This window comes from Parapedobacter pyrenivorans, assembly GCF_014636865.1.
GTDB lineage: Bacteria > Bacteroidota > Bacteroidia > Sphingobacteriales > Sphingobacteriaceae > Parapedobacter > Parapedobacter pyrenivorans.
In genome coordinates this window covers 2,078,663-2,102,379 of the sequence record NZ_BMER01000001.1, presented here as the reverse complement: position 1 = coordinate 2,102,379, position 23,717 = coordinate 2,078,663, and the positions used below count along the sequence as shown (strand labels likewise).

Here is a 23,717-nt window from a genome sequence, read left to right as displayed (position 1 = left end):
ATTTATTCTTTAACTATTCCAAAATGTTTCACGAGTTCACCATATTCATCCTGCGAAATGGTAATCATGCAACCATGACGCACGTTGGCTGGAAGACTGTATTTATCCCAATCCGAATGAAATGTATACCCCGAAGCCTGATACCAAGGACCGTTTAGGTTGTCGGCAATCGATAGTCCGTATGAGACCCCCGGATATTGCTCGTAATATAGGTACCACGCCTGATCATCCGGCGACGGGATCAGCATCGGAGCTTCCCTAAAATTGGGGCTGATCGGTGCTGAAGGCTCCGAATACGGACCCGTGAGGGACGGTGCTCTTGAAATGCGAATGGTCTTACCTGTTGGCCAATACAATGTCGGGTACGATTCATCCTTGATGACAGCATAATACTGGCTCCCCACTTTGCGAAGAAATACATCGATCGTACCCATGTCCCAATCAAATAATTTGGTTGGATGATCCGAAAATGACCGGAGATCTTTCGACAGTACGTAAAGTGTGCGTTGGCTCGCCCAGTATCGCTCCGGGTCTTCTTTCGTCCCTTCCTTATGCGGCGTATGCCATGTCAGTATGTACTGGCTGGTCGATGCATCAAAGTACAGTTTTGGGGCTCCTATTCGCTGCAGTGCCTGCGCATAATCGGGTGTACTTCGCAGGTCGGGCGTGTAGGTATGGTGCTTATCCCATTTTTTGAGGTCCGTTGATACCCATATTACAATATCAGGTGACCCATCGCTTGTATTACCTGCAAGATAGTACCTACCATCGTGCCCTTTGCAAATATCAGGATGCCCCTGGTATTCTTCGGAAACCCGCTTTCCCCCGTTGAGGGCATGCCAATGGAGTCCGTCGATACTTACCGAATAATACAGCCGACCATAATCCTGGTGGGTCATATGGGCAAACAGATAAGCTTGGTTCACCGCGTCTTCCCTGCGGTGAACCTGGCCTGGCGGGTTGGGTTGCTGCCCTATGACGTCCACGAGGGCCGTCACAACCAGTGCCGAAACCAGCGCAGCCCTTTTAACTATCCCGTGGATGCTACACATAACGTTAATAATTAGGGTTCTGTGTTAGCTTGCCGTCACTGTTGTCTACTTCGATTTGTGGAATAGGCAACCGCTTATGCTTGTCGAGGATAAAGTTATTGAAATCAGGGTCCCTTGATTTTAATTCGTCGATCCCCACTTGCGTATCCAAAAGACCCCAACGCTTCAGATCCGCCCAACGCCACCCTTCAAAGCACAGTTCCAACGCACGTTCCATCTGCAGGCGTTTCAAAAACGCGTCCTTCGAATTCAACGCATTTGCAAACGCGCTGTTTTGTAGGGTTGGCAGATTGGTGGAAGGACGACGACGAACTTTGTCGACATAAACCGCCGCCTCTGTCGGCGAACCACCCGTTTCCACGATACATTCCGCATACATCAACAGTACGTCTGCATAGCGAATTATCCGGTAATTGTTTGGCGCAAAATAATCCTCCCGATCGCGGAAATACGACGTGGAATATTTCCTGATGAATAAATGATCCCCCCAGGCGCCATCGTCCCATTGCCTGCCGTAAATCAATGGATTTTCTTCGGGAAAATCCGTAGGGCTACTTTTGTAGTACAGATTATGATACAGACGGATGTCGTTGTTGCCATCCAGGTTCTTTTCACGTTTGTATTCACCGACCAGCCATGCCCGCGCCTTTCCGTCTTGCCAGCCTATTCCGCCGGGCGCATAGAACTGCGTGCGCTGAAAGCCCGTAGCCATGGAGGCATCATTGCCCGTGCCGCCCTTGTTTTCATCGCTAAACTGGATTTCAAACACGCTTTCCATGTTATTTTCGTTATAATGGGTGAAATTATCCATATAATCGTCCATCAGCCCATACATGGAATTTTCACGATCGATCAGCCATTGCAACTCCGACTTGGCCTCGGCAAACTTATGCTGTTGCATATACGCTTTGGCAAGCAAGGCTTTTGCAGCACCTATTGTTGCCCTACCCGTGTTATTCGCATCCCACGCGTCGGGCAGCTTCGCAGCGGCACTTGTTAAATCGGCCTCTATCTGCGCCCAAAGCTGCTCTTCCTGCACTTCTTCGGGTTTGTAGCTCCCGTCTTTGGGTTCCAGTACCAAAGCGCCCTTTTCCCAAAGGGTTACGATTTGGAAATACCATAATGCCCTTAGAAATTCCGCCTGTCCGATCACGTAGTCTTTGTCGGTCTGATTTTCAAACGTGATTTCTGGGACATACTTAAGCACTTGATTTGTGCGATAAATACTCACATAGAAATCTTCCCAGTGCCCGTTATTGCCTTCCCAAAAATTATAATTCACGTAATTGAACCGGGTCCAGTCGGCCAATTCGTTCCAGGGGCTGGAACTCCACCCTTCATCCGATGCCAGATCGTACCTAAAGGACAACCAACGCATCCAGGTACCTTCTTTATAAAAACGGCTGTAGGCAGCATTCAAGCCTTTCTGGGCATCGTCTTCTGTCTTCCAATACGTGCCTGTTGTAGGCTCGTTAGGATTTTCGATATCGAGCAAATCGTGGCTGCAGCTCGTAAAAATCAAGGTGGCGAGCAGCCCGAATAGTATGCTATTAGTACTTTTCATTGTCATCAATTTGAAACAGGTTAACACTAGAAATTCAACTGGAGGCCCATCATCACCGTCCGCGGGTTGGGGAATGCCATGTTGTCGGTACCCCGATCCCATACACTCGTATTGATGAAGTCTGGATCGAGGCCTTTGTACTTGGTCAGTGTAAGCAGATTGTTTCCACTTACGAAAATCCGCAGACCACTTAAGTGCAGGCGAGCCAGCGCGGCCTTATCAAACGTGTATCCAAGTTGGACATTACGCAACCGCAGGTAGGAACCATCTTCCAACCAAATGTCGCTGTCGCCCCTGGTATTGCGCGTGTCGCCATAGATAATACGTGGGAAATCACTGTTTGGATTTTCCTGATAGGGCTCATGACCTTTTTCAAAACGGATATAATTTGAATTGTCAGAAAAAAAGCGCCCCTGCCGCATGCCACCATTGAGTACATCGTTACCAAACTGGCCATTCCAAAACATGGAGAAATCGAAATTTTTCCAATTCACACCCGCATTTACCGATACCAAGGCATCGGCCCATGGATCACCCACGATCTGCCGGTCGTTGGTAGTGATCTGTCCGTTATCATCCGTATCGATGTACTTCAGGTCGCCCAATTGTGGCCGCTTGCCTTCAATGGTAATTGGAACACCCTGGGAATTTACATAGCCATCAATATCGGCTTGTGAACGGAATAACCCATTGGTTTTGAGCAGGTAATACTCGCCCAATGACCGACCAATCTCGCTCCGTGTCTGGCCGGTGTAAAACACCTCATTGCCATAACCCAGTTCGAGGATGGTATTCTTCTGTGTTGTAAAGTTGGCTCCTACGGTGTACCCAACCTCACCGACTTTATCCCGCCAGGTAGCCGAAAGCTCCACACCCGTATTTCGTAAACTTGCGGCATTGGCCAATGGTGCACCGCCCTGATTGCCGGTGGTCATCGAAATCTGCATACCCGTCAGGATATCGCTGGTCTTGGAATTGTAATATTCCGCCACCAACGTCAAACGGTTCGACAAGACGGCTGCGTCGATACCAATATTGATCTGTTCACTCTTTTCCCAACGCAGGTTGTCGTTGACAATCTTCACCTGCGTGGCACCGTTTACGATCCGCTGGTTATCGCCGAAAATGGTGATGATATTGGGGTTGATGGTACCCAAGTAATTCCAATCGCCATCGATGGCAGCATTTCCCAATTGGCCGTAGTTGGCTCGTAACTTTAGGTCGTTGATCCACGGCACGTTGAAAAATTGTTCGCCGCTGATCCGCCAAGCACCGGATACCGAATAGAAATCATCCCACCGGTTTGCGGGGCTTAGCTTTGAAGAGCCGTCCCTTCTGAACGTAAACGTCGCATAGTAACGATCATCGAAATTGTAGTTTGCCCGCCCCAAGTAAGAAAGCAAAACAGACTCCCCTATGCTATTCCAGTTGGTTTGGTTGGTCTGCCCTGCGTTAAGCACAGTGATATAATCACCTCCTAGAAAAGGAAACTTCAGCCGCTGTGCACCGACATCTTCAAAATAATAATGCTGATAGGTCATCCCCACTACAGCATCTACCCGATGCCGGCCAAAAGCTTTATTGAAATCGAGCGTGTGCTCAATAAGTTCTGTAGTTCGTTTTATCCGGTTTTTCTGACCGGTAGGATCGCGATATTCCTGGTTCATCGTCCAGTTGCCTTCCTTCCGGAAATACCGGTATTCATCGAACGTATAGTCTATACCGGCATTAAGCTTGTATTTGAGGTAGTCGGTAATCCGCGCCTCTCCCCAAAACGTACCCCGAAGCCGGTAAATCTTGGTGTTGGTATCTTCCAGCTCTTCCCGGGCGATTGGATTGGTACCAAACGTCCGCGCATTGGCTTCACTGCCATAGCCGAAGCCACCCAGGTTGTCTGGATCGTAGACCGGGATGGTCGGTACCATCCGGACAATGTCTATATAGGAGCTTGTCTGCAACGGATCGCGATCCGTCTGTGCAAAATTAAACGTCTGTCCGAATGAGAATCTTCCTTTGGTACCTGCCGTATTTACGCGGAACGTATACCGGTCGAACGAATTGCCGTACATTATCCCCTCATTGTTGTAATATCCACCCGAAACGAAGTAGTTACCCGCTTGTCCGCCGCCCGATAAGGAAACATTGTAGTCCTGCACAAGTGCTGTCTTCATGGTTTCCTTTTGCCAGTCGGTATCAAAGTCTCGGTGATCCTGCAGCGTCCCGCTCCAGGTGCCGTCCTTGATCCCCTCGCGATAGGCCATATCGTTATATTTTTTGAATTCCTCGGCATTCATTAGGTCATACTGAGGCGACCAATCAAACGATTCGCGCACGGAAAAGTCAACTACAGCCGGGCCTTCCTTCCCTTTCTTGGTGGTTACGATAATTACGCCGTTCGCTGCTCGCGAACCGTAGATAGCTGCTGCCGAAGCATCCTTCAGAATCTGGATGGACTCTACATCGTTGGGGTTGAAATCGGCGCCACCAGATGTGATCATACCATCAATGACCCACAGCGGATCGTTATTACTGAGTGTTCCAATCCCCCTTATTTCAATCGTTGCATCACTCCCCGCATTACCGGTATTCCGCACATTCACACCGGTAGCGAGCCCTTGAATGGACTGGCTAATTGTACTGGCTCCAACCTTGGCCATCTCCCGGGTATCGATCACAGATACCGCTCCTGTCAAGTCTTTCTTCTTGACAGTGCCATAGCCGATAACAACAACCTCCTGCAGTTCTTCCAGCCCTTCCTGTAAGGTGATATTCACCTGCTGACCCGCCGTCACCGCAACTTCCTGCGATTCAAAGCCCACCAACGAGAAAATCAGCAGCGCATTGTTGGCTGGTATCTGGATGGAAAAATTGCCATCGGCTGCCGTCGACGTCGTGGCGTCTCCGTCTTTCACCTTGACCGTGACGTCTGCCAGCGGATTACCACTCGCGTCAATCACACGCCCGGCCACACTTGACTGCCGCAATTCGACAACCTTGTTCCCACTAGGTACCTCCGGAAGATTTGAATCAACCGCGTATGCGCCCGTCAATGTACCGCAACAGGCAATCAAAAGCGCCATCGATTTGAATCGCGCTAGTACGCGACACATGTTTGTTAGTTTTGTATTCATAATCACAGCTTTCAATTTACTTAAATATGTGGCTTATGGCTATCAGTTAACCAAAAGCCGTTTGATTACATCCACTTCTTCTTGCTTATACGGCGTTCCGTCGCCCCTAAAGATATCATGAAACCACAGCGGTGGCTCAGCGGTATAGGTCTTCGTCCAGCTATCCCACGGATAGATCGTCTGTGTCTTGCCATCCACGAATCCCCAATTGAACATGGCTATGTTGTATTTCTTGGCAATCGGCAGAAAACCTTCAAATGTGCTGCCATTGGGGCGCGCCATGTACTCGGTGCACCACAGCGGTTTGCCATAGCGTTGGAGTTGTTCTATTCGCTTTTCGAAATCTTCGGGCGTATCGTAGTTGTGGAAACTGACGATATCGGATTGCTCGATCTGTAGCTTTTCGATGGGTTTCAACCCCTCATGTGTAGACCAATCGCCGGCCCAAATGCCCGAAGTCAATGGCTGTGATGGGTTAGCTGAACGCGCCCAATCGAAGGCCTGCTCCAGTAACGGTAATACATAGGCTACTTTGTCCTTGATTTCTACCGCCTCGTAGGATGGACCCGTCATATTATCCGGCTCGTTCCACACGTCCCAACCCAAAATCCGGTCGTCCTTGGCAAAATGCGTTACGACACCCTTGACATAGCGTTCCAGACGTGGGTACTGTGTGCTGTCTTTCAGCACATGCTGACCGGGGCTTTGTACCCATCCGGAATTGTGGACATGCGGTTTGGGTGCGCGTTGTTTACCCGCCACCGGAAACGGATCCCAGCAAGAATCGAAAAAAACCAGCAAGGGCCGGATGCCGTGCTTGTCGGCTATTTGCAGGAACTGGTCGATCCGAGCAATGAACCCCGCAGAATCCTGCTCATAAGGCAAGTCATGTAGGTAAACACGGGCAGTATTCATGCCGAGGTCTGCCGCCCAACCCAACTCTTTATCGATCGTTGCCGGGTCAAAGGTATCTTCCTGCCACATCTCGAGTTGATTGATTGCCGATGCCGGCGTATAATTAGGACCGACAAGCCATCCCTGCTTAGCTTGCCAGGCATTGGCCTCTTCGGCCGTCCAGATGCCGCGACTTGAATCACCGGCAACGTGTTCGTGTCCACGATTGCTATCGCAACCGGTTAATAAAAGCGTAGCTACTACAAAAAAAGTCGAAAATGCACTGAAAATTCGCATAGTAATTGGTATCCTTATTTGGTTATAAATGGCGCTTTGCCTTCCTCATCACAAAAGACGGAATAATGGCTGCCGCATCGGGCAACAATTTGTTTCAATCTTTCTCTAATTTGTCTCAATTAAGGGGTAAAGTCATCTTATGCGGACATAGCTGGTCTACTAAAAGAAAAACAAATACTGCCGCGTTGCCGATTTACCGCTATCTTTGGCTACTAAAAACCGTATTGGCCGTATTAGTCATGAGCGTGCGCTGGTTTACATATCTCCTAGTTGTTTGGGTATCCGTTGGCAACGCCTACGGGCAGCCCTTCTATTTCACGCACTATCAAGTGGAGAACGGGCTATCAAATAACGCCGTGCTATGCAGTGCACAGGATGCAATGGGATTCATGTGGTTTGGCACCAAAGATGGCCTCAATCGCTTTGACGGGTATTCCTTCAAGGTCTTCCAGAGCGACCCCGACAATCCCAACGGATTGGGAAGTAATTTTGTCAGGGCTTTATTTGTGGATGAAATGGGTCAGATATGGGTTGGAACCGATCAGGGAATTTACCTGTTTGATCCAAAATCCGAAACCTTTTCGCTATTCCATCCGTCCATTACCAATGAAACACTGGATATACAAGGCGACCATCAAGGCAACATCTGGTTTATCGATAACCTCACCTTATTCCGATACACCGTTGCTACCGATAGCTTGAGGCCCGTGACGGATCCTTCGAGCTATGCGGTGAGTTCATTCGGTTTGGCTGAAACCGGTGATGCCTGGGTAGGCACTGTAGACGGACAATTGCTGCAATACCATCCCACCAAGGGCCTTCAAAATCATTTTTTTCTTTTTGAGCGGTCACCTAAGGTGATATCCCAATGGATTGAGCGGGTGTTTTGTACGAATAAGGGCTACCTGCTTGTCGGAACTTCCAAGCAAGGTGTGAAAATCTTCGACACCGCCAAGGGTACTTATCAGGATGTATTGAGCCGGGATAAAAACGGGACGGATCTATTCATCCGGGATATCATCGAAAACAAGGCAGACGAATATTGGCTAGCAACGGAATCGGGGATTTTCATTTACGATCATTCTACGGGGAAATTCGCCAACCTCAGAAAAGAACGGGGCAACCCCTGGGCGCTATCGGACAATGCAGTGTACACGCTCTGCAAAGACAAAGAAAACAGCATCTGGGCCGGCACTTATTTCGGGGGAATCAATCACTACGCACGAACGAATACCTTTTTTGAGAAATTCTTTCCATTGGATGACGAAACGACCATATCGGGCAATGCAGTGCGGGAAATCTGCGCTGATGACTATGGTAATCTTTGGATCGGTACGGAAGATGAGGGGTTAAACAAATTGGAAACTGCCACCGGACGTATCACAAACTATCGATCTACAGGCAACCCACAAGGCCTCGCCTATTCTAATATACATGGGCTGCTGGTTACCGGTGATACGCTATGGGTGGGGACTTTCGAACATGGGCTAGACTTACTGGACGTCCGTACGGGAAAAGTTATCCGCCATTACGATGCGGAAAGCAAGGACGGTACCCTGCAGAACAATTTCATCTTCAATATCTATCGGACGAAGGGCGGACGGATACTGCTGGCAACCGGGCGCGGATTATATGAATACCTTTCGGCAAGCAAACGTTTCCAGCTTGTACCCGAATTCCCAACCCATATTTTTTACACCACTTTATTTGAGGATAGCAAAGGGACAATATGGGCTGGCACATGGCGTGATGGGCTATATTATTTCAATGCATCGTCGGGTCAGCGGGGCGCATTCATCCATCATGCCAATGGGCCGAATAGCCTGGCCAGTAATCGCGTGAACCGGATATTCGAAGACAGCAAAGGCAGCCTTTGGGTAGCGACCGAAGGCGGACTTGGGAAATTCAACCCTATTGCTGGAAACTTTCGCCGATATGGTACAGCCCAAGGGTTGCCGAGTAACTTGGTTCTAGCGATGCTCGAGGATACGGATGGCATGCTTTGGATAACGACATCGAAAGGATTGGTGCGATTTGAAGCCACTACGGGGGCGATCAAGGTGTTTACCAAAGCAAACGGATTGTTGAGCGATCAGTTCAACTACAATTCGGCCTTCCGAGCATCCGACGGAACGTTGTATTTCGGCAGTGTGAAGGGTTTGGTGAGATTCAATCCGGCACACTATCAAGAAAACACCTTCCAACCGCCGGTATACATTACGGGCTTGCAGGTATATAATCACGAACTTGCAATCAATAAGAATGGATCGCCACTCACGCAATCGATTACGTTTACCGATGAGGTTGAACTGGCGTACAATCAATCGTCATTCAGTATCGACTTCGCGGCACTAAGCTTTATTTCGCCCGACATGACCGAATACACCTACAAGATGGAAGGGCTGGATAAGGCTTGGACACACATTCGTACAAACCGGAAGGCTTATTTTACGGAACTGCCGCCCGGCGAATACTTGTTCAGGGTCAACGTAGCGGACAGCGGTAGTGGCTTCAGGGGAAAAGAAACACAATTGCGTATTACCATTCTTCCCCCCTTCTGGGCGAGCCTGCCGGCTTACGTGCTATACGCTTTGGTTCTTGCAGCCACGGCTTGGTATATCGTCAAGAGTTATCACAGGCGAATCCGGGAGCGGAACAAACGGAAATTGGAAATGCTACGGCACCATAAGGAGGAAGAGCTGTATCGGGCAAAAATCGATTTTTTCACGAATGTGACACATGAAATCCGTACCCCGCTCACCCTCATCAAAGCGCCACTGGAAAAGGTCATGAAGCGTGCGGATGAGCTGCCGACGGTAAAACGGCACCTGCAGACGATGGAGCGGAACACCGAACGGCTGCTGGAACTGACCAATCAGCTGCTTGATTTCCGAAAAACCGAGGTGACTGGCTATCAACTCCATTTTGTAGCGGTCGATATCGGTGCATTACTGCGTGAAAATTACCTTGGTTTTAAATTGGTGGCTGCACAGCGAAACATCCGAATCAAACTTATGCTTCCAAGCACGCCGTGTATCGCCTACGTAGACAAGGAAGCGGTAACGCAAATTGTCAGTAACCTCTTGACCAATGGCCTGAAATATGCCCAACGCATCATCCACATTGTGCTGCATGAGCGGTCGGCTAGAGACACTTCATTTACGGTCTCCGTTAAGAACGATGGAGCCCTCATACCCGCTGCCATGCGCGAGAAGATATTCGAGACGTTTGTGCGGCTCAAAACTGCCAAAAATCAACAGGGAATAGGATTAGGGCTGGCCCTGTCGCGTTCGCTTGCCCTGTTACACAACGGATCGCTCCAATTGGCTCCCCCCGAAAACGGCTTGAATGTGTTCGTACTACGGCTGCCTCTGGAACAACATCAAAATAGCAATAGCCATGGAACAACCGTTATCAAAAACTGAAACACCTACGATCTTGGTGGTCGACGATCATGCGGAAATCCTTGATTTCCTCGCTGACGATCTCAGCGAGGAATACACTGTATTGAAAGCGACGGATGGGCGGGAAGCCATGGCGTTACTTGCTACAAATTCGGTGCAGTTGATCGTGAGTGATATCATGATGCCCGAAATCGATGGCTATGAGCTCTGCCGGCTTATCAAGTCGGACGTGACGAATAGCCATATCCCCATTATCCTGCTTACAGCAAAGAATACGCTCCAATCGAAAATCCAGGGGCTGGAACAGGGCGCTGACGCCTACATCGAAAAACCGTTTTCGCCTGCACACCTCCACGCGCAGATCAATAGCCTTTTATCCAATCGGAACAAAATCCGGGAATACTTTGCCAGTTCTCCATTTGCCCATATCAATACGATGGCCCACACGAAGGCCGATGAACTCTTCTTGGAAAGCCTCAACCTCGTTATCCAAAATCACCTGGCTGAAGTCGGTTTTGACGTAGAACACCTGGCTGAAAAGATGAATATGAGTCGCCCCACACTGTACCGCAAAATAAAAGCCATCTCCGATTTGACACCGAATGACCTGATCAACGTGGCGCGCTTGAAAAAAGCTGCCCAGCTGCTTAGTGACGGACAGTACAAAATCTACGAGGTTTCTGATCGGGTTGGGTATAGCTCACAAACGCATTTCGGGAGAAATTTCCAGAAACAATTTGGGATGTCACCGAGTGAATATCTAACGAGGCACCGACCATCCTAAAAAAATCAACAGATGATCTCCTATAGGCTATTCCTTTTGTTCCAGCCATCCGTCCTCGATCTCTTCCAGCGACTTGCCTTTGGTTTCGGGCAACAGCCGATAAACGACCACAAAGGCGAGCACGCACCAAAAGGCGAAAAACCAAAATGTAATGCCGGCGCCAATGCTTTCCAGCAACACGGGCGTCAACTGCCCGATGACCGTATCGGCCACCCACATCACCATGATGCTGAGCGCTATCGCTCTACCGCGGATATGGGCGGGAAAAATCTCGGCTGCGACCACAAACTTGAGGGGGCCAATTGAAAAAGCGAAGCTCGCCAAAAATATGACGACCGAGAGCAGCAACAGCAAACCCTGGGTGTTTTCCGTATACATGCAGGCACCGACTGCCGTTAGGCTCAGTGCCGCCGCGGCCGTACCCACTAGGTAGAGCGGCCGCCTGCCTAGCTGATCTACCTTCCATACCGCGATTAATGTGAACGCGAGATTGGCGGCACCGAAAATGATCTGGCTTTGCAACGAATTCGATAGGCTTACACCTGCGTCGCTCAATATGCTCGGTCCGTAATAAATAATCGCATTGATCCCGCAGAACTGCGAGAAAAACGGTAGAAGCAACCCCAAGAGGAGCGGCTTCCGTAATCGCGGCGAAAATAAATCGCGGTACGAGGACTTACGTTGCCCTTGTTGGCGTCTGCTTTCCAAATCGGCTGTTGCCTCCGCTTCGCCCACAAACCGGGCGAGCAATGCCGCACCTGCCGCTGTTTGCCCCTTTTGCAGCAGCCACCGAGGGCTTTCCGGAATACCCAGCAATCCGAGCAAAAACACCAGCGCCGGCAACGCACCTACGATAAACATACCCCGCCACACTTCTTCCCGGAACCATACGCCGACCCGACCCGATAACTCCACCGCGCTAAACGTGGTTTGTACTAAAAAGGCGTTGCTGAGGTACGCCACCAAGATGCCCAATGTGACAGCCAATTGGTAATACGTCACCATCCTTCCTCGAATATTGGCTGGAGCGATTTCGGAAATGTACAGTGGCACCATGCTGGATGCGATGCCCACACCCACCCCACCCAATATACGCGCTACGATAATGGATGGGAACGTGGGCAGCAACCCACATCCCAATGCTGACACCACGAACAAAACAGCGGCCAAGAGTAGTACCCGGCGGCGGCCGTAGCGATCACCGAGTTCGCCAGACACCGCCACACCCGCTATACACCCCACCAGCGCTGAGGACACGAACCAGCCTTGTTGGAAAGCTGAAAGCGAAAACTGCTTTGCAACTAAAGGCAGTATCCCAGACACCACCGCCATGTCAAATCCGAACAGAAAGCCACCCAATGCCGCCACAGCACAGGCAAACCACAGGATTTTTGGCGGATTACGTTGCAGTTCCATAATCGTCTTTGACAAATGCTTTCACCACTTTGGCGGTACCCCCGCCCATATTGGCCAACGTGTACTCCGATACGGCTGCCGGAATGACGAACGTCTCCGCGTAGCGAAATGACTTTTCCTCGTTGCCAATCCGTACCGAAACTTCCGTGCCTTCCACCAACATCATGACATGAAACGCCTGTTGTGTCTGAACCGTTACCTCGCCTTCGAATTCAATCCGGTGCACATCATAGAAATGTACATCATGTGTGGGCAGATGTACGGTTTTCCAATCGGCTCCTTCTTCGAATACGTAAGGTTTGGAAATAAGTTCCTGCGGCACCCGTTGCCCTTTTCGGTCGAACCGGAGATTGTTAAAGGCATGTTCGATATTGATGGGACGCGACTCGCCATTGAGGTCCTTGCTGAGCCAATCGTACATCTTAAAGGTAAAGATATAGGGTGTGGCGCTGATTTCAAGAACAAGGTTGCCTTTCCCTGAGCTGTGCACGGTACCGTTAGGAATCAGGAACAGGTCGTGCTTTGTTGCCGGAAATGACTGCACATAATTGTCGATAGCCACTTCGTTGTTATTTTCCAGGCTGTTTTCCAGTTCCTGCCTGAACGCCACTGGGTCAATATCGTCCTGAAATCCGAGGTATACCTTCGCATTAGGAGCACAATCTAACATGTAATACGTCTCGTCCTGCGTAATCGTCTCGCCGAAGTTTTCGCGGATGTAAGGCAGCGAAGGATGGCATTGAATCGATAAGTTACCGCCTTCGAATGTATCGAGGAAATCGAACCGTATCGGAAATTCATTGCCGAACCGCTTATGGTGTTTTCCTAAAACCTTCGCTCCGGCAATGGACATCAGGCAATCGAACGAGACTTCCAGCTGGATGCCATCGCTCTCGAAAACCAGTCCGTTTTCGGGCGCAATCAGTTCGAACGACCACGCATAGTTGGGCTCCTCCTGATTAACCTGCTGGAAATGATCTTTTATCCATTGCCCACCCCATGACCCTGGTGTAAACCACGGACGGGGCCTGAACACCGATTGAGAAAGCGCCGTCAATCCACTCCGGATATCCGACCCGTAAGCCCACGTGATCCAATCGACTCCCTGGCCATCCACGACGACATCCGCCCGGTGCAGCAAGGATTCTTTATGCTGATTGCAGACCACCCAATCCACAAAATAAAACCGCTTATACATCGCTGTCGCCTTTTCAGGTGTCGCCTTGCCCAGGTTCGTGATCGAGCCAGCATTCATGCGGTGTTGCAATTCATTTTTGGGTAGGTCCACATAGACGGTTGATGCCTCCCATCCACATAAAGCAGCCCCCGGGCCTATCAGGACATTGACGGTATACGTCGAATCGGGCTCAATGCCAGCTATAGCTTCCAATTGGTAAAAATCCGCAAGGGTCAGTGAGGTTTTTGTACCCCATACCGAATCCTCATTCCCTAGAAAAGGGTTCACGAGCCGATCTATTTCCGCCTCTGGTTTTAGGAAATCATGCATCGTGAACCAGTTGACTTGGGCGCCCAACCTTTCCAGTTCGGTCGTTAGCCCAGCCGATAGGTCGTTCCAGAAATTCCCGACATAACCATCGATGATTACCGTTTTCTGTTCCACCACCCATTGCGCCAGCGTATCATAGCCGGCATGAATCTTTCCGTCTCCCAGTGGGTGCGCAGGATAGATCCGGTAACCACCAACATCACCGGCACGTACTTCTGCCGGCAAGATGTCCTGTTTGGTGTTCCGCAATGTGGCGGCATGCTTTGATGCCAGTGTTTCCGGTTCCTCACCGATTTCCTTCATTTCCATTCACTAAAAAAATTAAACGATTCAACCATGTATAAAATATATCAGATATACGAGTAAAGATGTGCCCGGTGATGCGAAGTCAGGGTCTTGCCGCAGCAAAATCCTCGAACATCAGAATGGCATCATAAAGAACACCCGCAGCGCCCCGGAAGGTTCCCGAGCCTTTCGGCTGGTTATCTACCGTATACCACTCGTAGAAGCCATTGTTATCTACTGCACGGCGCAACATAGGTTGAACCTGCTCATAGGCTTCGGCCACGAGACCGAATCGGATAAGCTGCTGGATCATCCGGCCACCAAACCAGTCCCAATCACCTCCATTTTGATAGCCATAGGGGTACATGCCCTTATTTTGGAAGGTACCCGCCGGATAGGTAGGGTATAGGGTAAGTCCGATCGTGGCAGCGCCAGACGCCCGCACATTGTCTACCATGCGGTCAAGTGCATCCTTCACCTGCGTTTTGGAAAGCAGGCCGGCCTCAATGGCTACGGCCGTGCCACCGTGGTAGTAAATGTCCCTTTCATTGAAATCGTCCGGAAATGGAGACCCGTCCAAGTAGATATGGGGAATGAATTGTTGCCATTCGCCATCCCATAGGTGCTCCATACAATACGCCGCAATCTGCTCACGGATAGGCTCCCATTTTGGCCTTGTGCCGGGCATGAGTTCCATCAGGTTATCTAACGCGATCAAGAACATCGCATTATCATAAATATCAATGGCATAGTGCGTGCTGTCGGTCAGGTAAACGCCCCACGGGTGTTCGGGCTGTACATCACCCCAGTCGGCCGTGGTAGCCCCCCAGAGCAGCCCGTATCGCGTATTGTAACGTTCCTCCATGAGAAAATCCATGGCGTTTTCCAATCGCTTGGCGACGGTTTGCCCGCCGACAGTATCCTGCAAGAAGGCCTTGTCTCCGCTTTTGATAACGTATTTATAAACCGCCTGTACCAACGAGCTTTCCTGGTCGGTTTCCACCGTGTTTTTGTGGCCGGCATAATCCGGCTCCAATTCCGTGTACCTATACGCGTACCCGCCGTCCGAGTCCCGGGCATGCACTTTTGGGATAAATCCGTCCACAATGTTTCCGTCTGCGCCCTGCAAGCGGAAAAAGACCCGGAGGTTTTCCCTGATGGTTTCGGCCGGGTGCAATTCCGTTGCCAGCGTGATAAAGGTATTGTAGTCACGAATCCAAACCTCGCCGTATCCGTCTCCCGCGTTAAAGCCGGACTTGACCGTCTCTTTCGCCATCGACTTAACCGCCTGCATCAAGGTATCTTGATTAATTCGCGCGGCTAACGTTTGGTCGGAACCCGATCGTGTCGCACAAGCCGCCAAAGCCGTCGCGATTATCATAGTCATCAATAGGTTCTTAATCATTCTCTTCATCTTGCAGTGTTATTAGTGGCTCACAGGTGGCGTAACGGTTGTACCCCATTCTTTATTGGGTTCGGGGCCCATGATTAGCTCCAGCTGTCCGCCTTTCAGCAGCTCGGACGCCGGAAACCAGCAATTTGTCAACGGCTTTCCATTGAGCCGGGCCTGTTGGACATACCGGTTTTCCCGGGATGTGTTTGTGGCAATGACCGTGAAACGTTTGCCCCTTCCGTAACGCTGCCCGAGGTCGATATCGACGCGCTCAAAAATGGGGCTTCCGATCTCGTAGATGGGATTCTCTCGAGCGCCACCGTCGACCTGGAATAACCCCAAGGCGCTCATCACGAACCACGCACTCATCTGGCCTTGATCTTCATCACCGAGGTAGGCATTAGAAACCCCGTAACCGTAATAGCGGTCGGTGATGGCCCGGCTCCAGTGTTGCGTAAGCCACGGCCTACCCACCCAGTTGAACAAAAAGGCAAAATGCATGGACTGTTGGTTGCCTTGCACCACAGGGTAGTCCCAGTATTGGTCGTTCGGCCCATTAAACCGCCATCTGTAGCTTTCTTCAAATCCCCATTGCAAACGGTTGATGAATGTGTCCTTACCGATGAGCGTTGCCAAACCGGGGATGTCCTGAGGCACAAAATACGTAAGCTGCCACGCATTACCCTCTACATAGTGCTTATTGGCACCGGATTTAAAAGGATCAAAATCAGGGAACCATTCGCCGGCAGCGTTTTTCATGCGGGCATATCCGGTTGCCGGGTCGATCGCGTTGCGCCACCACTGTCCTCGTTCCCGGAATTGCCGATACTCGGCCTGTTTACGCAGCGACTTGGCGAACTGTGACACCGTCCAGTCGTCATAGCTGTATTCCAGTGAATTGGAAAACCGGCCCTCATCGTGCGGCACATACCGATGCTTGAGGTAGGTTTCCAGGTCGCGATTACCCGTCAATCCGTTGCCGACACGTGTTGCCGGCGTTGTTTGCATTTTATAGGCTGCTTCGAATGCCTTCTCGGCGTCAAAATCGTTGATACCCATCTGGTATGCACCCACGATCAGCGGGATTTCATGCTCAGCCACCATAACGGGGATGTATTCCATACCGGCTGGCCCCTTGGCCAGCCAGCCACCGGCATCGTACATCGCCAATTGGGAGCGCGCCCAACGGCTGGACCATTCCGGCGTTACCAGGTTCCAGAACTGGTTGAGGTTCCAGAACGTGTTCCAAAAGGCGTCACAACCCAGGGCAACGTCGTCCGGGCTGCCTAGTCGCTGGACGCGTTCATCGGCATCCCGCCAGCTTCCGTCCACATCACTGAAGATATTTCGGCTGGCCAGACTGCGGTACATGTTCGTATAAAACCGCATTTTCTCCCGCCGGTCGTTACTGGTGATATCCACGCGGCCCAACAAATCGTTCCAAACATCGCCGTGGTGTTTACGCACGGCATCGAAATCCCAGCCGAAGGGTTTGGCAAGTTCGGCGTCCAGGTTGGCCGCCGCATTGGCGACGCTCACATAGGAGATACCTGTGCGTACCTGAACGGTTGGCGACTTCCGCGTGTCGAATTCGGCATAAACGCCTGCATCTTGCACGGCAGTTGCGTGCAGTTCGCCCATGGCTCCAACGTTGCCATCCAGCCAGTTGCCCATCCGGATGATCGGTTGGTCAAATTCCATGACGAAATGGACCACGTATTCCTGGTCCGCATCCCTGGACCATACGCCGGGCGACACTTGTTTGCTATACCCCTCGAGCCGGTAGGGAGACACCTGCTTGACATCCAGTTCTTCCACCTTATAGTGGTATTCGGCAGGAATGGTAAAATCGACCATCACGCGGCCGGTGTCCGCTTCGTGATACGTATACCGCTGCAAGCTGGCCCGCGTAGTAGCGGTCAGTTCCGCGGTGATGTTGTAGTCCGTCAGGTGAACCTTATAGTAGCCCAAGGGCGCCTCCTCGGTATGTTTGTCGATACGCGAGCGGTATCCCGAATCGGGTTCCGCCTGGTCGCCAATCTGGGTGATCAAGGGCCCGGTTACGGGAAAAGTACCCAGCCCGGCCATCGTCCACTCGTGGATATGGCTAAAGGTACCGATCGACTCAAAGGTCGGGTCGTAGCCGGCCTGCCAGCCGCTGTTCTGGTTATCGGGACTGACTTTGACCATACTGAATGGCATCCAGGGACCAGGAGCGATCATCCACCGCGAATGGCCAACCCCCATCAGCGTGTTGACATAATCGGCAGCCGTGATTAATCGTTGCGGTGTACGCACTACCTGGCCTTCGCCCACCGTCGTGCCGTCCAGGTACAAGGCATACCGGCTGGTTGTTTTGGCGGTTACCTGCGGCATGGGGACTTCGAATCCATACTCGCCCTGTTCAATGCGCTGGCTGAATACGGTTTCCCCGTCAATTTCAACCGTTAGCGTGGGATGGCCTTCCACGTGTACCACATCGACAAGCAGCGGTTGGTACCGCTGGCTATGTTGGCTTACTTCGTATTCGGCAACTGCTACCCGCTTTATGAGCGCATTGCGTGGCGCGGCAAGGGTAGCAGCGGAAGGTCCTTCCAACCGCACGTCGTCGAACACCGACCACCCGCCAATAAGCGTGGTCAATGTGACTTCGTTATGCCCCGACTGTATACTGCCTGCGGGCAGATCGATGGCTACGCGCTGCACATGGTTAGTTGTAAAAGGCCCTTGAGGTTCGTTGCTCCCGCTGCCTCCTTCAAGCTGGCGGGTCCACGAGCGGCCGTTGACGGTAAGCTTCAACAACGGCGTTGCCTGCTGTTCCACATCCAGTACATCGACAATCAGCCGGCAAGCTGCATCGGGCGAAACACCGTTCAGGCTGAAATAAACATTCAGCGCGTGCGACCGGATTCCGGCGGTATGGCCCGTGCCGCCCCAGCCGTTGGCCGGGCCGGGAAGTACATACGGCCAATCGGTCTCCGGCGCGGAATGGCCCACGAGGAAAAAGCGATCCTCGTAGCCGAAATCGTGCTCCACAAACCGGAGGTAATCACCGGGGGCAAGCGCCATGCCGCCGGGTGAACCGTCTTGCTGGCCGATTTGCCAGATAATCCGGTCTTGCGCAGTTGCCGACCAGGCGGCAAGTGATAGTAGTGTTACTAAAAAGAATGAGATAATCGTACTTTTCTTCATTTCTTGATCTCCGTTTTACTCGATATATCCCAAGTTTTGTTCGAGCGCAGGGTTACGCTGCATCTCATCATCAGGTATGGGATATAACAAATGCTTTTCGGCATAGACCGCGCCAAAATTGTTGCGGTGCCCCACCACGTTGACAAAATTGATCTCGCCATCTTCCGCTACGGGGAATTGGCGGGTGCGCTGGATATCAAACCATAGGTGGAATTCGAAGGCCAGTTCGCGCAAACGCTCTTTCCATACCTCAGCAACGAATTGCTGGACGCTGAGGCCGGTCAGACTGGCTTTTATTTGTTCGGTGGTTTGCTTCCAATACGCGCGGCCTCTTACCTGAGCCAGGTAGTCAACGGCTTCTGCGGTGACACCCTCCGATTGGGCGATGGCCTCGGCGGCGATAAGCAGCACATTGGCGTAGGTGTAGATGGGTAAGTCCTTATCGGATGTCGCCGTTTCGAATGCGGCCTGCTCATCGTACCAGAGGTGGGGGGCTTGCTGGAAATTGACCACCGTACCATCGGCCTTTGTGAATGAGGAATGGAAGTATTGCTTCTCTTGCCCCCGAAGATCGTCGGTAGAGCTGTAGGCTTCCAACAGGCCGGGCGTCGGCGCATAGGCGTTGTTGGCAATGGCGTACTCCAGGTCGGGCGAAATATTCGTCGGGAAGGCCCATTGCGCATAACCCGAATTGGCGATGCCAACGGTGTGTTCAAAATAATAGATGTGCTCGTTGGACAGGTGATCGGCAAGCCGCGCTTTGTTATAGGCACTGTTAGCTGGGTCTACTCCGCCCTGGGCGTTCGTCCCGTGTTGGGTAAGGCTATATACACCGCTAGCAATGAGTTCGCGCGCCTCCTTGGCCGCATCGGCGTAATGGTCGGCTTGCAGTGGGTATCCAGTCATGGAGAGGTATGCCTCGGCAAGAAGCGACTTTGCGATGCCCTGCGTAATACGGTTCCCGTTACTGGCCATTGTGGTGCTGGGAAGATTGCCAGATTGTGCCGCATAGTTCAAATCACTCACGATGAGGTCATAAATTTCCGCTACCGACGCCCGCTCGACATACAGGTTATCCAAGCTTTCGTACGGTTCGGTAATCAAGGGCACCCCTCCGAAGAAGCGTACGAGGTAGTAATAATTCAGTGCCCGGAAAAGCCGCGCTTCGGCCAGCAACCTATTCCCTTCTGTCTCTGAGAGGCCTGGGGTTTCGGGAATGTACTTGATGGCATTGTTCGCCCGCGAAATGCCGAGGTACAAATCGCGCCAGATCCCCCCGAGATAAGTCGACATGTTTACTGCATTCATGGTCAGTTGCTGCGTATGTTGCACATGCACCTCCTGTCCTTTGTATTCATTGTCTACAAGCCCCGAAGTATAGGGACCCAACATGATCCGCGAACCGGAATACACCCCTCCGCTAAACAAGGAAGGCACGCCCGACCGGTATAAGGCATTCACCGCGTTGTAAGCGTGGTCTGGGTTTTTGAAAAACTGGTTGGGGGCTATCTCATCTTTTGGCACTTCGGTAAGGAAATCTGAGCAGGAGGCTGCAAATGTCCCGAGCGCAACTAGAATGGTGAATATTTTTTTCATGATCTTGATGTTAGCGTTTAAAATTGGAAACTGGTGCCCAAAGTGAATGTTCTCGGATTGGGATATTGATGGAAGAAGACATTTTGCCCCCACTGGTTGCCGCTGTGGGAAGTTGCTTCCGGATCATACCCCTTGAATTCATCCGATTTGACAAGAAATGCATTCTGCACGCTGGCGTAGATGCGAAGCCCTTTCAGGTTAAGCGTATTTAACGAGACACCGCCGAAATTGTAACCCAGCGAAATCAAGTTGCCACGCAAATACGAACCGTTGGCGACCCAGTGATCGTCAATCTGACTGTTCTGTCCGGAATAGGGCCCGTTCCGGATTTGCTGGATCATGGTATTTTGGTTATTTTCCGTCCAGCTTTGATGCAATGTGGCACTCAGCCCATTGGAGTAACCCGTCCGGTCTTCCATGGAGTGCATGAACTGCTGCATGATATCCACTCCATAGACGAATTGGAGGTCAACGGTGAGGTCGAAGTTTTTGTAGCGTATGTTGTTTACAAAACTTCCCACCCAATCGGGAAGTCCGCTGCCGATGACATAACGGTCGGCGCTGCGTTTGGCCTCGCCTGGGATGGCACCTACCGCAGCCGCTTCGGCTGCCTCATGGGTACCCCAAGTGCCCAGGCGCCGATAGCCCCAGTAGGAGCTCAAGGGCTGCCCTACACGGAGTATGGTCATGCTACCAGATACAAAGCTTGGGCCAGGGAAGATGTCCTCGTCGTTTTCACCCAATGCTTCAATGCGGTTCTTGTTGAAGCTGAAATTGAGTGTAGACTGCCATGTTACCGTATTGTTGGCCACCGGCGTACCGCTAAGCATCACCTCAACACCCCGATTGGACACCGAGCCAATATTGTCCCTCACACCTGTGAAACCCGTGGATGTTGGCACCGGTTTGTCGAGCAGCAGGTCGGTGGTGAGCTTGTAATAGTAGTCGAAACTGGCGTTGAGACGACGGTTGAATAGCGCTAGGTCAAAACCCACATCAAACTGGTTGGTTTTTTCCCACTCCAGGTTGGGATTGGGCAGCCGGTTGATGAAGCTTTGGGAAACGCGGGTTCCGTTAAGCAATGTCGTACTGGTCGATATGGTACCCAGCGATTGATAAGTAGGGATTTCCGTATTTCCCGTGATGCCGTAACTCGACCGGATCTTGAGTTCGTCGAGCCCGGCGGCATCCCGCAGGAATGGCTCTTCAGAAACCACCCATCCGAGTCCCGCCGAGGGGAATATTCCGTATTTATTGTTTTCCCCGAAGCGTGAGGATCCATCGATCCGGCCCGTGACGGTAAGCAGGTATCGGTTTTTGTAGCTATAGCTGCCGCGAAGGAAATAAGAATTCATGGTCCACTTGTCGTGCGAGGAGCCGGGAGCGCCGGGCTGGCTGGCCGACTGAATCGCGTTGAAGCGGAAGAAGTCGTCTGCAAACCCCTGTGCGGTAATCCAATTATCCTGGTAGACACGCTGCTGCCAGCTTAACCCCAATACGGAGTTGATGCGGTGGTCACCGATTTCCTTATTATAGTTGAGGTAGGTTTCCTCCTGCCAGTAAAACGACTGCCGGTTTTCCAACCGAGCGGAGCCCAGGGGTTGCGAAATATTGATCAGGTCAGTAGGGCTGTACTCCTGGATGTTCGTGTCATGCTTGTCAAAGCCAAACTGCGTGCGCAGATCCAGCCCGGGCAGGATGTGAAATGTCAGGTAGGCATTGCCGAAAAGCTGCTGCCGTTTGCGGATGCGATCCTGCGTCTCCAGCACGTGTACCGGATTGGGTATCGCCTCCAGGCCGTATGAATCAGTGACCATGCTGCTGTTGGACCAGGTACCATCCGGGAATTTTACCGGAAATATCGGTGGCATCTCCAGCATCGACCGCCGCGGCATCTGGTAACCGCCTCCTTCATCCACTTCGTTATCGCGGGTGTAATTGGCCAACAGGTTGACACCAAGTGAGAGCCAGTCTTTCGGTTTCGCGTCATAGGCAACTTTACCGTTTATCCGCTCCAAATTGCTGTTGAGCATGACTCCTTGCATATCGGCATAGTTGAGAAATGCGCCGAATGAGGAATTATCGCCCTTTGTTTGCACGGAAAACTGATGGTTGTGCGACATAGCTGTGCGGGTAGCCTCCTCTTGCCAGTCCGTATCGTACAGCGGGTTACCCTGAGCGTCGAACAGCCTCGGATCGCTTCGCGTAAACGCTGGTATGTTACTGGTACGGTATTTCGAATGGTTGGCAAAGCCGCGCTCCAGCACTTCCATAAACTCCGCGGCGTTGAGCACGTCGAGCTTCCGGGGCAATACGCCTACGTTCACGAAGCCGTCATAGCCTACGATGGTGCCACCGATGCTTGCACCACGCCGGGTGGTGATCAGCACGACACCGTTGGCGCCCCGCGCACCATAAATGGCCGTGGACGAAGCGTCCTTGAGGACTTCCATGCGTTCAATGTCATTGGGATTGAGGAACTGGATGTTTTCCATCACCACGCCGTCCACCACGAATAGCGGATTAGACGACGAGTTGATGGTACCCAACCCGCGAATGAGGATGCGGGGACTGCTGGTTGGCGACCCCGAATTCAAAAATACATTTACGCCAGCAACTCGCCCTTTCAAGCCCTGCAACGCGTTGGTAACCGGTGCTTGAAGCAATTCCTTTCCGGATACCAGACCGACGGAGCCTGTGAGGTCGGACTTCCGCTGGGTACCATAACCAACCACGACCACTTCGTCGAGCTGTTGATCGCTGGGTGCAAGCAATACTTCGATCAGCCGGTCGTCACCTATCTGCACTTCCTGGGTTTGGTAACCGAGGTAATTGAACACCAGCACAGCCCCTTCCGCCGGAACTTCCATACTGAATCTGCCAGACTGGTCGGTTGTCGTACCCGTGCCCGTCCCTTTTAACGTAATGCTGACGCCCTGCAACGCCGGATTATTTAGCGATGCATCAGCTGACCTTACCGTTCCGGTAATGTTCACGCTGGTCTGCGCATAGCTGACCCATGGAAACCAACAGGCCAACACGACAACAAAATAGGTAATTAAATTCTGTCTCATAACTCGTCTTAATTGGTGAAATTAAAAAATAAATGTATATACATAACATAATAGTTATATATCTTATAAATCAGATAGTTACTACTAATAAGCTACACATAATATTTTAATGTACATTTGTGCGTACA

12 protein-coding genes are annotated in these 23,717 nt (G+C 51.4%); 2 read left to right on the top strand and 10 right to left on the bottom strand.

Features of this window, described 5'->3' with window-relative positions:
• Window positions 1-2: 2 nt before the first annotated feature.
• From IEV98_RS08270 to IEV98_RS08255, 4 genes are all read right to left on the bottom strand, one after another.
• Window positions 3-1,052 carry a glycoside hydrolase family 43 protein gene (locus tag IEV98_RS08270; protein ID WP_229738625.1) on the bottom strand — a complete coding sequence of 350 codons (1,050 nt, stop codon included), beginning with the start codon at window positions 1,050-1,052 and terminating at the stop codon, window positions 3-5.
• A 4-nt stretch (window positions 1,053-1,056) separates the two neighbouring features.
• Window positions 1,057-2,616 carry a RagB/SusD family nutrient uptake outer membrane protein gene (locus IEV98_RS08265; protein ID WP_188505391.1) on the bottom strand — a complete coding sequence of 520 codons (1,560 nt, stop codon included), beginning with the start codon at window positions 2,614-2,616 and terminating at the stop codon, window positions 1,057-1,059.
• Window positions 2,617-2,642: 26 nt separating this feature from the next.
• A complete protein-coding gene (locus IEV98_RS08260; protein ID WP_188505390.1) occupies window positions 2,643-5,726 on the bottom strand; it encodes a SusC/RagA family TonB-linked outer membrane protein in 3,084 nt (1,027 codons plus the stop codon).
• Between the two features lie 63 nt (window positions 5,727-5,789).
• On the bottom strand, window positions 5,790-6,938 hold the full coding sequence (locus tag IEV98_RS08255) for a cellulase family glycosylhydrolase (protein ID WP_188505389.1): 1,149 nt from the start codon (window positions 6,936-6,938) through the stop codon (window positions 5,790-5,792).
• 239 nt (window positions 6,939-7,177) lie between these two features.
• On the opposite strand from IEV98_RS08255, the gene IEV98_RS08250 reads away from it, so the two are divergent.
• The gene (locus IEV98_RS08250) at window positions 7,178-10,363 is read left to right on the top strand and encodes a sensor histidine kinase (RefSeq protein WP_188505388.1); all 3,186 of its coding nucleotides are present in this window, start codon (window positions 7,178-7,180) and stop codon (window positions 10,361-10,363) included.
• A complete protein-coding gene (locus IEV98_RS08245) occupies window positions 10,338-11,126 on the top strand; it encodes a response regulator transcription factor (RefSeq protein ID WP_188505387.1) in 789 nt (262 codons plus the stop codon). The genes IEV98_RS08250 and IEV98_RS08245 overlap by 26 nt, the downstream gene beginning before the upstream one ends.
• Before the next feature lie 27 nt (window positions 11,127-11,153).
• Here IEV98_RS08245 and IEV98_RS08240 read toward each other — a convergent pair whose 3' ends face one another.
• The 6 genes from IEV98_RS08240 to IEV98_RS08215 form a co-directional block, all read right to left on the bottom strand.
• Window positions 11,154-12,542 (bottom strand): sugar porter family MFS transporter, encoded by a 1,389-nt coding sequence (locus IEV98_RS08240; RefSeq protein ID WP_188505386.1) that lies wholly within the window; start codon window positions 12,540-12,542, stop codon window positions 11,154-11,156.
• Entirely contained in the window at window positions 12,526-14,358 is a 1,833-nt protein-coding gene (locus IEV98_RS08235; RefSeq protein ID WP_229738624.1) for a class I mannose-6-phosphate isomerase, read from the bottom strand. The genes IEV98_RS08240 and IEV98_RS08235 overlap by 17 nt, the downstream gene beginning before the upstream one ends.
• Before the next feature lie 79 nt (window positions 14,359-14,437).
• A complete protein-coding gene (locus IEV98_RS08230; RefSeq protein WP_229738623.1) occupies window positions 14,438-15,748 on the bottom strand; it encodes a GH36-type glycosyl hydrolase domain-containing protein in 1,311 nt (436 codons plus the stop codon).
• Window positions 15,749-15,760: 12 nt separating this feature from the next.
• Window positions 15,761-18,919, bottom strand: a complete 3,159-nt coding sequence (locus tag IEV98_RS08225; RefSeq protein WP_188505385.1) for a GH92 family glycosyl hydrolase — start codon at window positions 18,917-18,919, stop codon at window positions 15,761-15,763.
• A gap of 15 nt (window positions 18,920-18,934) precedes the next feature.
• On the bottom strand, window positions 18,935-20,515 hold the full coding sequence (locus IEV98_RS08220; protein ID WP_188505384.1) for a RagB/SusD family nutrient uptake outer membrane protein: 1,581 nt from the start codon (window positions 20,513-20,515) through the stop codon (window positions 18,935-18,937).
• Between the two features lie 17 nt (window positions 20,516-20,532).
• A complete protein-coding gene (locus tag IEV98_RS08215) occupies window positions 20,533-23,589 on the bottom strand; it encodes a SusC/RagA family TonB-linked outer membrane protein (RefSeq protein ID WP_188505383.1) in 3,057 nt (1,018 codons plus the stop codon).
• Window positions 23,590-23,717 lie beyond the last annotated feature (128 nt).

Excerpts from the sequence above, each read along its gene's own strand:
- IEV98_RS08270 (WP_229738625.1), bottom strand. The coding sequence starts at position 1,052 with ATGTGTAGCATCCACGGGATAGTTAAAAGGGCTGCGCTGGTTTCGGCA.
- IEV98_RS08265 (WP_188505391.1), bottom strand. The coding sequence starts at position 2,616 with ATGAAAAGTACTAATAGCATACTATTCGGGCTGCTCGCCACCTTGATT.
- IEV98_RS08260 (WP_188505390.1), bottom strand. The coding sequence starts at position 5,726 with ATGTGTCGCGTACTAGCGCGATTCAAATCGATGGCGCTTTTGATTGCC.
- IEV98_RS08255 (WP_188505389.1), bottom strand. The coding sequence starts at position 6,938 with ATGCGAATTTTCAGTGCATTTTCGACTTTTTTTGTAGTAGCTACGCTT.
- IEV98_RS08250 (WP_188505388.1), top strand. The coding sequence starts at position 7,178 with ATGAGCGTGCGCTGGTTTACATATCTCCTAGTTGTTTGGGTATCCGTT.
- IEV98_RS08245 (WP_188505387.1), top strand. The coding sequence starts at position 10,338 with ATGGAACAACCGTTATCAAAAACTGAAACACCTACGATCTTGGTGGTC.
- IEV98_RS08240 (WP_188505386.1), bottom strand. The coding sequence starts at position 12,542 with ATGGAACTGCAACGTAATCCGCCAAAAATCCTGTGGTTTGCCTGTGCT.
- IEV98_RS08235 (WP_229738624.1), bottom strand. The coding sequence starts at position 14,358 with ATGGAAATGAAGGAAATCGGTGAGGAACCGGAAACACTGGCATCAAAG.
- IEV98_RS08230 (WP_229738623.1), bottom strand. The coding sequence starts at position 15,748 with ATGAAGAGAATGATTAAGAACCTATTGATGACTATGATAATCGCGACG.
- IEV98_RS08225 (WP_188505385.1), bottom strand. The coding sequence starts at position 18,919 with ATGAAGAAAAGTACGATTATCTCATTCTTTTTAGTAACACTACTATCA.
- IEV98_RS08220 (WP_188505384.1), bottom strand. The coding sequence starts at position 20,515 with ATGAAAAAAATATTCACCATTCTAGTTGCGCTCGGGACATTTGCAGCC.
- IEV98_RS08215 (WP_188505383.1), bottom strand. The coding sequence starts at position 23,589 with ATGAGACAGAATTTAATTACCTATTTTGTTGTCGTGTTGGCCTGTTGG.